The organism is Streptomyces violaceus (genome assembly GCF_036014075.1).
Taxonomy (GTDB): Bacteria; Actinomycetota; Actinomycetes; order Streptomycetales; family Streptomycetaceae; genus Streptomyces; species Streptomyces violaceus.
In genome coordinates this window covers 98,843-110,762 of record NZ_CP107911.1, presented here as the reverse complement: position 1 = coordinate 110,762, position 11,920 = coordinate 98,843, and the positions used below count along the sequence as shown (strand labels likewise).

Here is an 11,920-nt window from a genome sequence, read left to right as displayed (position 1 = left end):
TGTCCGTCTGAGTGGATGTCACCGGCCGGTTAGCTGGGAAGTTGTTCGTGAGAAGTAGTGTCACTCGCGGGATTGCGATGGCAAGGCGAATGTGCTCAGTGAAGGAGCACCGCCGATGCCGCCTGGTCAGTCGAAGGTCGAGTTGTATGCCGCGCTGCGGCGTGACGCTCGCGAGGGCATGTCGAACCGGGCGCTGGAGCGCAAGTACCGGGTGGGCTGGCGGACTGTTCAGAAGGCGCTGAGTTCGGCGTGGCCGCAAGCTCGGGAACCGTACGCGCCTCGCCTTTCCAAGCTGGATCCGTTCAAGCCGGTGATCGACCAGATGCTGCTGGCTGATGGGGGAAGGGAGTGAGGTGCTTGCGGTAGGGGACCGGTGCCCGGGCCAAGAAGGCGTCCGCCCAGCGGGGCAGAGCCTCCAACCGGTCGTCCCGCGGCGGCAGGGTCCCTGACTGGGTGACAGGGGGCCTTTCCAACCTCAGTCGAGCGCCCAGCACTTGACGTCGTCGACAGGCCAGGAACGGAGCTGGGGGCGCTTGAAGGTGCCGAGCGGCAAGGCCATATGCTGCAGCGGGAGGCGCCGCCATGCGTCGTACCCGTCCGTTGCGCCGGGTGACCCATTCCGTATCAGGTACCCGACGAACGACCTGGAGGTTGACCGGTGATCACTCTGACCGCAGTCGGAGGAGTGGCCCTGGTCGAACTGGGCATGGCGCTGACTCCGGGACCGAACATGATCCACCTCGCCTCCCGCGCGATCACCCAAGGCCGCAGGGCGGGCTTGGTCAGCCTAAGTGGGACTGCCGTGGGATTCGTGTGCTATCTGCTGGCCGCGGCTGCGGGCCTGTCTGCGTTGTTCGCCGCCGTGCCGGTGGCGTTTACGGTGGTCAAGCTTGCCGGGGCCGCCTACCTGGCTTACCTCGCATGGGACATGCTCAAGCCCGGCGGCCGCTCGCCCTTCGCCCCGGCCCTTGACCTGCCTCGGGTCTCCGACGCCCGCCTGTTCTCGATGGGGCTGCTGACCAACCTGCTCAACCCCAAGATCGCTCTCATGTACGCCGCCCTGCTGCCCCAGTTCTTGGACCCGCAGGGAGGTCCGGCCTGGGGACAACTGCTCCAGCTCGGTGGTGTGCAAATCGTCGTGGGTATCTTGGTGAACGCTCTGATCATGCTGGGCGCAGGGCGGGTGTCGGGGTTTCTGGCCGCCCGGCCCCGCGCCATGACTGTCCAACGGTTCACGGCAGGTGGTTTGCTCGGCACCTTCGCGCTGCACACCGCCCTGTCCCGCAGTGCTGTCTCCACCTGAGCCAGGCCCACGTCACTGCGGCACGGTCCTGTGGTGAGCACCGAGACGGGAAGGGACGTTGACGGCCCCCGAGGCTGCCGGACAACTCGTCCTTCCCGGCCCACCACTCGCCCGCCCAGGCCGCCTCGGAGATCTTGGTGGCCGTCAAGAGCCGAGGTCCGTCCGTGGGTCTCCGCTATTGGTGACACAAGGGCTGCTGAATGAGCTCGTGTGACAAGCCGCACGCCTCACTGGTGACAACCAGATTGCTTCGATCGCTCCTCTCTCCCACCTCGTCCGGCTCCGCCGGTGACAACTACTGAGCTTCGGCTCAGTGGTGCTGGTTCGTAGCACCGCCCGTCACGGATCAGGGCCCGCAGAACGTTGACCCGTCGGCGGGCGAGAGTTAGCACCGCCTGGGTACGGCGTTTGCCCAACTCGCGTGCTGCCTCATCCCGCACCGACAATTCGGCTCGTTAAGTTAAGGGCGATCGCTTCGAAGTCCGCGGCCGACCGCATCATCGATCGCCTCGGGCCATCAGATCGTCATCGATGCCGATACCCGGCTGATCGTCGTGGTCGGCCGGCCTTTGCCCGGGAACCGCAACGCTGCAAAGCGTGGGAGGAGTCCCGCGCCAAGGCCGCCGTTGGCAGGACGCTCACGATCGCCGACGGCGGCTACCCGGTCACCGGGCTCGTCATACCCCACCGCCGGCGCAAGGGCGAAGCCCTGCCCGGCTGGAAGCAGGAGCACAACGAGGCCCACAAGCAGGTCCGCGCGCGTCGAGCACGTCTTCGCCCGCATGAAGACGTGGAGAATCCTCCGCGACTGCCGCCTCAAAGGCGACGGAGTCCACCACGCCATGCTCGGTATTGCCCGGTTGCGCAACCTCGCCCACGCCGGATAGACGAGCGACTCGGTCCACGGCCCGTCACGCCCGAGGCAGCTCGGAGATCGTTTACGGGACAACCCTTAGGCGATCGCGACGGCCTCGGAATATTCCGTTCATTCTGATTGAGGGATATGACTTTGCAACCGGAGCTCAATGTATTCGCTGGAACGAAGGATGCTTGGGTCTGCGGGGGGATCCTGCCATACGACGAGTAGATAGTCCTCAACAGGTTCCATGCTCACTTTGTCGCGGAGGTTCTCGCGTCCTCGGGCGTGGACTCGAAGCCTGTACCAGTCAGGCCCTGATGGACTGAGAGACTGCACCTCCGTGTCTGGGCCGAGGTCCAGCGACTCGACCTTGAGGTCACCAGCAGGGGCATGCACACTGACCTCGACGACTTCCTCCCAGTCGTCGGCCTCTACGTCGGCGATCCACCTGACCTGTGACGGCCGTTGCCGGCCCCTGGCCTTCCACATCACACCGGGCCAGGCGGGTGAAGCACCGGCATTCACGCAGGTTATGGCTCGCCTACGGGTGCCCCGGCCGATCGGACGGCCGAGGATCACCCCGGAGGCGGTCCTGGCGGGCAAGGCGTATTCCTCCCGCGCCATGCGTTGCCACTTGCGCCGCCGGGGCATCAGAGCAGTCATTCCTCAGCCTGCCGATCAGATCGCCAAGCGCAAACAGCGTGGCATCCGGAGGCAGGCCACCAGCCTTCGGCAAGGCCGCCTACCGACAGCGCAACACCGTCGAGCGGTGCATCAACAAGCTCAAGCAGTGGCGCGGCCTTGCCACTCGATACGACAAGACCGCCACCGTCTACCTGGCCGCACTGCACATCGCGGGCATCTTCATCTGGTCCGCTCGATGATCCAGAAGAAACGGCCTAGCCGCGGTAATCGGACTGTCTGCGGGCGTCTTCGGCAGCCTGGACAACGCCCTCATACAGACTGCGGCGGACCCGGCCTATCTCGGCCGGGTCACCTCCGTCGCCATGCTCACCATGGTCGGTCTCGCGCCCCTCAGCTATCCGCTGGTCGGTGCCGCCACCGGAGCCTGGGGCGCCGCCCCGGTCTTCGTCGGCTGCGGCGCCTTCGCCAGCCTGGGCGTCGCCATCGCCCTGGCCTCCGACGCCGTACGGCGCGCCGAATTGCCCCGGCGCAGCTGAACCCGCTCGCCCAGTGGTCTAGATCTGATCGGCTGTTATGAAGTCGAGCTGTTATGAAGTCGATCCAGCGTCCGCCAGCTGGCCCAGCCCAGCGCTCTGCCGTGCGGGGCTCGATGCCGACGAGTTCGGCGACCACGATGGGCGGCGAGTCGATGATCGCTTCCATCATTGCGGTGTTGCGTGCCGCGCGGACGGGCAGGCCATGGCGGCGCAACACCTTCTACCGGGCCAGGCACCCGGCCGGGCCCGCAATCCCATGGGTCTGGCGGACACGCAGATCCGCGGGGCCCTGGGGTTCCGGCCGTCGACGGTCTCGGACGAGAAGCGCTGGCCGAGTGGCCGGCCGTGGAGTTCTGTCCGGTCGAGCTGGTGGAAGACCGGCAGTGCGAGGCTCTGGAACCGGAACAGCGCGAACACCGTGCTGCACTACGGCAAGGACGGTGCCCTGACCGGCCCGGACCAGGAGCACGCCGAGACCTCAATGCTCGCCCTGCACCTGCTGCAGAGCAGTCTCGTGCACGTCAACACGCTGTTGCTGCAGCAGGTCCACGCCGAAACGGCCTGGTCGAGGAAACTCACCGATGAGGACCGGCGCGGCCTGACTGCCCTGTTCTGGTCCAACGTCAACCCGTACGGCACCTTCAAGCCTGGACATGGAGGCCCGGCTCGACCTGGGACAGGTTGCCGCCGCGCCTCGCCCCCCGCACATCTGCTCGCGCTGCCGACCGAGCAGGAACGGAGACACGATGACGGAGTTCCGGGCTTAACCGACTGGGTGTCCGACACCCGAGCCGGCCTGGCAAGGGTCAGATGCGGAGAAGCGGTCGCCGCGTCGCAGGTTCGGTGGCCCGTGGCCATCACGCGCCCGCGGAGTCCCATCCGCGCCGCCTCGACGTTGCGAGCATCGGCGGGCGACACTCCTGCCCGCTCCTGCCCCTCTGTGATCCATGTCACATGTAGTTCCTGTCAGGAATCGCGGCGCTGTCCCGCTCAAGTCACCGACAGGGAGCTAGCGAACCGACAGGAGCATCACATGAAGCACCGCATCGTCGTTCTCGGCGCCGGCTATGCCGGGGCCTACGCGGCCGGGACCCTGGCCCGTCGGCTGTCCCCGGCAGGCACCGAGATCACCGTGGTCAACGCTGAGCCGGATTTCGTCCAGCGGCTGCGGCTGCACCAGCTCGCGGTCGGCCAGGAGATCGAGGCTCCCCGGCTCGCCCACGTCTTCGCCGGCACGGGGATACGGCTGCGCCTGGCCCGTGTCACCGCCGTCGACCCCGAGCGGCAGGTCGTCGCCGTGGCTGACGCCGACGGCGGCGGCGAGCTCGGCTACGACACACTCCTCTACGCGCTCGGCAGCCGCGTCGCCGACCACGGCGTCCCTGGCGTGGCCGAGCACGCCTCCCATGTCACCAGCCGTCCGGCGGCGCTGCGCCTGCGCGAGCGCCTGGACAGCCTGGACAAGCGGGGCGAAGGCGGGAATGTGCTGGTCGTCGGCGACGGGCTGACCGGCATCGAGACCGCCACCGAGATCGCCGAATCCCGGCCCAGCCTGTCGGTGGCGCTGGTTGCTCGCGGCGAACTGGGCGCCCCGCTCTCCGCCGGAGCACGCAGCCATCTGCGCCAGGCCTGTGACCGGCTGGGCATCACCGTCCTGGAGCACACCAGCGTCGAAGCCGTCGAAGCGGCGCGGGTGCTGTGCGCCGACGGCACCGTCCTGACGTCCGACGCGACCGTGTGGACGGCCGGTTTCGCGGTCGACGCCATCGCCGCCGCAGGCGGGCTGGAGGTCACCGACAACGGTCGGATCGTCGTCGATCGCACCATGCGGTCGGTCTCGCACCCGAACGTCTACGCCGTGGGCGACAGCGCCTACGCCATCGGCGACAACGGCCGGCCGCTGCCGATGTCCTGCGCTTCGGCCGGCTACACCGGCATGCAGGCCACGGCCGCGATCGTGGGACGCCTGACCGGGCGCAAGATCCCTAACGCCAAGCTGGACTACCACGGCAACCACATCAGCCTCGGGCGGCGGGACGGGATCCTGCAGATGGTCGACGGCGAAGCACAGGCGAAGCCGAAGTACGTGGGCGGCAGGAAGGCCGCGCGGATCAAGGCGGGCATCCTGAAGATGTCGCTGTGGACCACCTCGCACCCGACCTTCGGCCTACCCAAGCGCAAGCGCCACCTGGTCGCCGTACCGGAAGTGTCCGCAGAGAAGGCGGCCGCGTAGCCACCGTGGGCAAGCGCTGCCACAGCGCTTCGACACCAGTCGCTTCGAGGGTCAGGGGCGGATCACCTCCGCCCCATCCTGTGCGCGCCTGAGCACCCCGGCACTGAGCCAGATACCGGCCGCCCACCTGCGAGGTGGACCAGCATCCGGGCGGAGCCACTGCTGCCCCGGGGTGTGCGACCAGCACGTCTCCGTCACCAGGCAAAGAAATCTCTCTGTCCGAGGAGGACGCATGGATACTCCGGTCCCACGCGTAGCCGACACACTGCCGTCGTCCTGGCCGACGGTGGCCAGGACAGTCGTCCTGCTCACAGCACTCATCAGTGTGCTGCTCTCCGCCTTCGCCTGGCCGTCGGTGCGGTCGCATGTACACGACGTGCCGATCGCCGTCGCCGGGCCGCCCGCCGCGGTCAAGCAGGTCAGCGACGCGCTCCACCAACGTCTGCCAGGCGGCTTCGCGATCACCGAGGTCGCCGACACCACAGCCGCCGAACGGTTGATCCGCGACCGGGAGGTGTACGGGGCGGTAGACGTCAGCTCCGGCGCTCCGCAAGTCATCACAGCCTCGGCCGCCGGCGCAGCGGTCGCCCAGACCCTGCAGGGTGTCGCGGTGGGGCTCGGTCAGGCGCAGGGGCCCAGCAAGACGTCCCCTGTCCGCGACATCGTCGCCCTGCCGGCCGACGACCCCCGCGGCGCCGGCCTGGCCGCCGGGGCCCTGCCCCTGGTCATGGGCGGCCTGCTCGCCGCGCTGCTACTGACCAGGCTCGTCCGCGGCATCGCCCGCCAGATCGCCGGGGCACTCACCTTCGCGATCACCGGAGGCCTGGCTGTGGCAGCGATCCTGCAGTTCTGGCTCGGCTCACTGGACGATTCCTACCTGGTCAACACCGGCGCGATCGCCCTGGCCATCGCCGCCACATCCCTGACCATCATCGGGCTGGAGTCACAGCTCGGGTACGCCGGCTTCGGCCTCGGCGCCGTCACCATGATGCTCATCGGCAACCCCCTGTCAGGCACCTCGACCGCACCCGAGATGCTGCCGGGCTGGTCCGGCACGCTCGGCCAGTTGCTGCCGCCCGGGGCGGGCGGCCAGTTGCTGCGCTCCACAGCCTTCTTCGACGGCCACGGCTCCACCCACTCCGTCCTCGTGCTCACGACCTGGCTCGGATTCGGTGTCGCGCTTTGTCTGGCCAGCGGTCGCACCGGGCGCGAGCGCCGCCTGGCCGCCGGGTCCGCCGAGAACGCGGCAGCGCAGCCGTCTAGTTAGGGTGTTCCGCGTGGACAGCACCGCCAATGATCGCTTCGACACCAGCCGGTTCGAGGCCAGCCGGAACCGACTGGCCTCGCTGGCGTACCGGCTGCTTGGCTCCGCCGCCGACGCGGAAGACGCCGTGCAGGATGCGTTCTTGCACTGGCAGGCTGCCGACCGGCAGCGGATCAAGGTGCCGGAGGCATGGCTGACCAAGGTCGTCACCAACCTGTGCCTCGATCGGCTCCGCTCGGCCCAGGCCCGCCGCGAACGCACCGTCGGTGCCTGGCTGCCCGAACCGCTCCTCGACGGCGACCCGATGCTCGGCCCGGCCGACACATTCGAGCAGCGTGAATCGGTCTCCCTGGCCGTGCTGACCCTTATGGAGCGCCTGTCACCGCTGGAGCGGGCCGTCTACGTCCTGCGCGAAGCGTTCTCCCACAACCACGCCGAGATCGCCGAGATCCTCGACATCACCGATTCAGCAAGCCAGCAGCACCTCCACCGGGCCCGGCACCGCATCACCGCCGCGCGCCGCGGTGGCGGCGAAGTCGACCCGGCATCCGCCCGCAGGATCGTCGAGGAATTCCTCGCCGCTGCCACCTCGGGCCGCACCGAACGCCTGGTGGCGCTGCTCACCGACGACGCGACCGCGATCTCCGACGGTGCCGGCCTGACCGAGAAGCTGCTGCGGTACGACACTCCGCAGCGCATCGCCGCCATCGCACGGGCCGGCTTCAAATCCACACCCGCAAAACAGCGACTTGCCGGCGGAATCTCTGCTGTCCACTACGCGCTCGTCAACGGCGCCCCCGCCATCCTTTTCGTGCCCGACGGCAAGATTGTCGGCGCCGTGACGTTCGACATCACAGGCGGCAAGATCGCAACGGTGCGCGGCATCGCCGCCCCCGCCCGCCTCGTCCGCCTCACCGAAGCCTGGCGGCAGCACGGACCGGACACACCGCTCATCACCCAGTGGTGAGCCGGCGCCGACCGCGGCCAGGCACAGCGCCCGCGTTTCATAGTGCCGTCGCGTCCCGCCAGTTGGCTGCTCCCGGATTCGATCTCCGGGAACGAAGCGGCCAAGCTCGTGCCGCCGTGAGTGCAGCACGACTCGGCCCGCGTCGTCGGAGACCAGGGCCCGCCACCTGTCCCACTTCGGCTCACCCCGCGCACCCCGGCAGCAGCGCAGGGTCGGACACAGGGGTGGCGAGCATCGGTTCCGGTAGTGTCCGCGTCACAGCCCGTGCCTTCCGCCCAGCCCGCCCGTCGGTAAACCGAGTGCGCGTACGCACCCGACTACCGGCCCGACCATGGCAGGTCAACGCACTACAACACCTCGCCGGGGGGCTGGGTGCTGAGTTCCTGGCGCACGTCCAGGTAGCAGGGCAGCCGGACACTGGCTGCCCCGGATCCCGTTCGTGCGGTCTGACGTCGCGGCCGTCCACCGTCCGCGACGGATCTCACCGAACCCGGCGGTGCCGCCGGTACGGCCGAGAGATCTGAACCAGTGCCGGGAATCAGGCGGCGACGAGCTCCTGCCCGCGGTCCGGCGTTTTGACCTTGGGCTTCTTGTTCGGCAGTGAGAGCCGGAAGACCTTGTGCCACGCGGAGAACACCTGCTTGGGCAGCGGCCCGGTGACGTACTCCAGCTCGTACTTCTCGAACAGCGCGCGCACCTTCACCGCGACCTCGGCGTACCGGTTGCTCGGCAGGTCCGGGAAGAGGTGGTGCTCGATCTGGTGCGAGAGGTTGCCGGTCATGAAGTGCATGGCCTTGCTGCCGCTGATGTTCGCCGAGCCCATCATCTGGCGCAGGTACCACTGGCCGCGCGTCTCGCCCTTGATCGACCGGCGCTCGAAGACCTGTACGCCCTCGGGGAAGTGCCCGCACATGATCACCGAGTGGGTCCAGATGTTGCGGACCAGGTTCGCGGTGAACGTGGCGGCGAGCGTGGGGAGGAACGACGGGCCCGACAGCAGCGGGTGGATCACGTAGTCCTTGAGCACCTGCTTGCGGATCTTGCGGCCCACGGCCTTGGCCCGCGCGCGGAACTCCGGGTTCTTGCGGCGGCGCTTGTGCAGGTTCTTGCCGAGCTCCAGGTCGTAGGCGGCGATGCCGTACTCGAAGAAGCAGGCGTTGATGAAGTTCCACAGCGGCTGGCCGAGGTGGAACGGGTGCCACTTCTGGTCCTCGTCGACGCGCATGATGCCGTAGCCGAGGTCGTTGTCCTTGCCGATCACGTTGGTGTACGTGTGGTGCAGCTCGTTGTGCGAGTGCTTCCACTGGTCGGCCGGCGAGACGTGATCCCACTCCCAGGTGGTGGAGTGGATCTTCGGGTCTCGCATCCAGTCCCACTGGCCGTGCAGGATGTTGTGGCCGATCTCCATGTTGTCCATGATCTTCGCCACGGACAGCCCGGCGGTGCCGAGCAGCCACGCGGGCGGGAACATCGAGAACAGCAGCACGCCCCTGCTGACCAGCTCGAGCTTGCGCTGCGCCGAGATGACCTTGCGGATGTAGGCGGCGTCTTTCTCGCCCCGGCTGGCGATCACCTCGTCGCGGATCGCGTCCAGCTCGCGGCCGAGCTCCTCGATCTGCTCCGCGGTCAGGTGGGCGGTGGGGTCGATGGCGGTCAAGGTGTTCCTACCGTTCGATGTCGCAGGGGCCCGCCGCGGCGGACACGCAGGTCTGGATGAGGACGCCCGGCTCGGCCTCGGTGATCTCGCCGGTGCGCAGGTCGCGGACGGCACCGGCCTTGAGCGGTGTGATGCAGCCGAAGCAGATGCCCATCCGGCACCCGGAGGGCATGAGCACGCCGGCCTCCTCGCCGACGTCCAGCAACGGCGTGGCGCCGCCCGCGTCGACGGTCTTGCCGGTGGCGCTGAACGTGACCTCGCCGCCGTCGCCGGTGACGACGATGCCGGGGCGGAAGCGTTCGGTGTGCAGGCGCTCTTGGACGCCGTGCTCGGTCCAGTGCTCTTCGGCGGCGTCGAGCAGGCCCGCGGGCCCGCAGGCCCAGGTCTCGCGCTCGGCCCAGTCGGGCACGAGTTCGTCGAGACGCGCGATGTCGAGCATGCCGTCTGTGTCGGTGTGCACCTCGGTGAGCCGCAGCTTCTTGTCCGCGACCAGGTCGTGCAGTTCGTTGCGGAAGATCACGTCTTGCGGCTGTGGCGCGCAGTGGACCATGACGACGTCGTTGAACTCGGTGTCGCGAAGCATGCCCATCACGGGCGTGATGCCGCTGCCGGCCGTCAGGTAGAGCACCTTGGCGGGCTTGGCCTGCGGCAGCACGAAGTCACCGGTCGGCTGGTCGAGCTGGATCAGCGTGCCCGGTTTCGCCCTGCGGACCAGGTGGTTGCTGACCTTGCCGTCCGGGATCGCCTTCACGGTGATCGTGACGCGGCCGTCCTGGCGGTTTGCCGGTGAAGTGATGGAGTAGGCACGCCACAGGCGCACCCCGTCGACGTCGACCCCGATCCGCACGTACTGACCGGCTGTGTGACCGCGCCAGCCCCGTCCCGGCCTGATCACGATGGTCGCGGCGTCACCCGTCTCGGGGTGCACGGCCTCGATGCGCCCACGCAGGTCAGCGCCCGCACGCAGCGGGCTGACCAGGTCGAGGTAGTCCGACGGCAGCAGCGGCGTCGTGACCATCTCCAGCAGTTTCCACGCCCCGCTGCGGAGGGCTGCACTCGTCATGACTCCAGCTTGCTGTGCCTCAAGGCGTAAAGTCCTGACCGAAGGACGTGAATCTGGTCGGCGGAATTGTTCGCAGGGAATAAAATCGTGAGCCATGCAATCCGGAGGGCCAGCGAGCTGGCCCTGGACGAGACGACGGTCACCGCACTTCGGGGCGCGCTGAAGACCACCGCCGACGAGGTCGTCCAGGCGATCATCGACGAGGTCCCTCCCTACGCCAACGCCCTCTCGGGCCACATGGGCGCCACCATCCGCCGAGCCGTCCGCACCGCCCTGGGGCACTACCTGGACCTCGCGAGCGGGAACGCCACAGGCGGCGACGCCGGTGACGCAGCCTACGAGCTGGGCCGCGGCGAGGTGCGCGACGGCCGTTCGATGGACGCCCTGCTCAGCGCCTACCGCGTCGGCGCCCGCGTGGCCTGGCGATGCCTGGCAGCGGGTGCCGTACCCGCAGGTCTGCCCGCCGCAGAGGTCGCCAAGTTCGCCGAGCTGACCTTCGCCTACATCGACGAGCTCTCCGCCGCGAGCGCCGCGGGCCACGCCGACGAACTGGCCGCCCGGGGCAGGGACCACGAGCGCCACCTGGAACACCTGGCCCGCGACCTCCTCGCCGGCGCGAGCCCGGACGTGCTGCTGGCCTCTGCTCAACGGGCCGGATGGCAGCCTCCGGTTTCGCTGACCGCGGTCCTGCTGCCCTCCGCCCAGGCGCGGCCTGCCCACCGCGCGCTCGACCCGAGCACCCTCGTCCTCGACGATCTGCCGGACGCCACCGGTGTGCTGCTCGTCCCCGATGCCGACCGATCACATCTCTTGCGGCAGCTGACCGACCGCACCGCCGTGGTCGGCCCGGCCCGGCCATGGACTCGTGCGTCCGCCTCGTACGCACGAGCCGCACGCGCGCGCTCCCTCTCCTCCGATATTCGCGACACCGAGGACCACCTGCCCGAGCTGGTGCTGAGCGCCGACGTGGACGCGTACGCAGACCTGCGTGCCCGAGCCCTCGCACCGTTGCGGACCCTGCCTGTCGCGACCGCACAGCGGCTGGAGGAGACGTTGCGGGAGTGGCTGCTGCACCAGGGCAGGCGGGACGAGGTGGCGGCGGCGTTGTTCGTCCATCCCCAGACCGTCCGGTATCGGATGTCGCAGCTGCGGGAGCTGTTCCCGGATCTCGCATCGCCACACCGGGTCCTTGAACTGACGCTGGCGGTCGGTCTTCGGGCCGGCTGACGCGCACTGCGACCGTCCACGAGCGGTCCAGGAATCGTGCCTCGTTCTCGGTGCCATCAGCCGGCTCATGCGGCCCGGGGAAGAGCGGTATGAGCCAGCTGAGACCGGGGGTTGATGTGAAGACCAGACAAGGCCTCGGGAAGCCCGTCGGGGGCGCTGTCTCCGA

General features: G+C 68.7%; 9 protein-coding genes and 4 pseudogenes. 11 read left to right on the top strand and 2 right to left on the bottom strand.

Annotation, left to right across the window (positions count from 1 at the left end; all coding sequences use genetic code 11):
• The first annotated feature begins 115 nt into the window (after nucleotides 1-115).
• The 10 genes and pseudogenes from OG542_RS00415 to OG542_RS00380 all read left to right on the top strand — a co-directional run bounded on the left by OG542_RS00415 (nucleotide 116) and on the right by OG542_RS00380 (nucleotide 7,807).
• Nucleotides 116-352: a hypothetical protein gene (locus OG542_RS00415; protein ID WP_328407139.1), complete on the top strand. Its 237-nt coding sequence runs from the start codon at nucleotides 116-118 to the stop codon at nucleotides 350-352.
• A gap of 306 nt (nucleotides 353-658) precedes the next feature.
• A complete protein-coding gene (locus OG542_RS00410; protein ID WP_328407136.1) occupies nucleotides 659-1,303 on the top strand; it encodes a LysE family translocator in 645 nt (214 codons plus the stop codon).
• Between the two features lie 506 nt (nucleotides 1,304-1,809).
• Nucleotides 1,810-2,190: pseudogene (locus tag OG542_RS00405) on the top strand (transposase); the annotation flags it as partial.
• Between the two features lie 219 nt (nucleotides 2,191-2,409).
• Nucleotides 2,410-2,883, top strand: a pseudogene (locus OG542_RS40595) (transposase); the annotation flags it as partial.
• Nucleotides 2,864-3,046, top strand: a complete 183-nt coding sequence (locus OG542_RS40590) for a hypothetical protein (RefSeq protein ID WP_408057702.1) — start codon at nucleotides 2,864-2,866, stop codon at nucleotides 3,044-3,046. The pseudogene OG542_RS40595 and the gene OG542_RS40590, both read left to right, overlap by 20 nt.
• A gap of 15 nt (nucleotides 3,047-3,061) precedes the next feature.
• Nucleotides 3,062-3,343, top strand: a pseudogene (locus tag OG542_RS00395) (MFS transporter); the annotation flags it as partial.
• 37 nt (nucleotides 3,344-3,380) lie between these two features.
• A pseudogene (locus OG542_RS40585) lies at nucleotides 3,381-3,974 on the top strand (Tn3 family transposase); the annotation flags it as partial.
• A 402-nt stretch (nucleotides 3,975-4,376) separates the two neighbouring features.
• Nucleotides 4,377-5,576, top strand: a complete 1,200-nt coding sequence (locus tag OG542_RS00390) for an NAD(P)/FAD-dependent oxidoreductase (RefSeq protein WP_328407133.1) — start codon at nucleotides 4,377-4,379, stop codon at nucleotides 5,574-5,576.
• A 232-nt stretch (nucleotides 5,577-5,808) separates the two neighbouring features.
• Entirely contained in the window at nucleotides 5,809-6,843 is a 1,035-nt protein-coding gene (locus OG542_RS00385; protein WP_328407130.1) for a hypothetical protein, read from the top strand.
• 10 nt (nucleotides 6,844-6,853) lie between these two features.
• Entirely contained in the window at nucleotides 6,854-7,807 is a 954-nt protein-coding gene (locus OG542_RS00380) for a sigma-70 family RNA polymerase sigma factor (RefSeq protein WP_328407128.1), read from the top strand.
• Between the two features lie 538 nt (nucleotides 7,808-8,345).
• Here OG542_RS00380 and OG542_RS00375 read toward each other — a convergent pair.
• Both OG542_RS00375 and OG542_RS00370 read right to left on the bottom strand, forming a co-directional pair.
• Nucleotides 8,346-9,464, bottom strand: a complete 1,119-nt coding sequence (locus OG542_RS00375) for a fatty acid desaturase family protein (RefSeq protein ID WP_328407126.1) — start codon at nucleotides 9,462-9,464, stop codon at nucleotides 8,346-8,348.
• A gap of 7 nt (nucleotides 9,465-9,471) precedes the next feature.
• Nucleotides 9,472-10,527 (bottom strand): ferredoxin reductase, encoded by a 1,056-nt coding sequence (locus OG542_RS00370; protein WP_328407124.1) that lies wholly within the window; start codon nucleotides 10,525-10,527, stop codon nucleotides 9,472-9,474.
• Nucleotides 10,528-10,614: 87 nt separating this feature from the next.
• Between OG542_RS00370 and OG542_RS00365 the strand changes: the two genes are divergently transcribed.
• Nucleotides 10,615-11,754 (top strand): helix-turn-helix domain-containing protein, encoded by a 1,140-nt coding sequence (locus OG542_RS00365; protein WP_328407122.1) that lies wholly within the window; start codon nucleotides 10,615-10,617, stop codon nucleotides 11,752-11,754.
• Nucleotides 11,755-11,920: the final 166 nt, after the last annotated feature.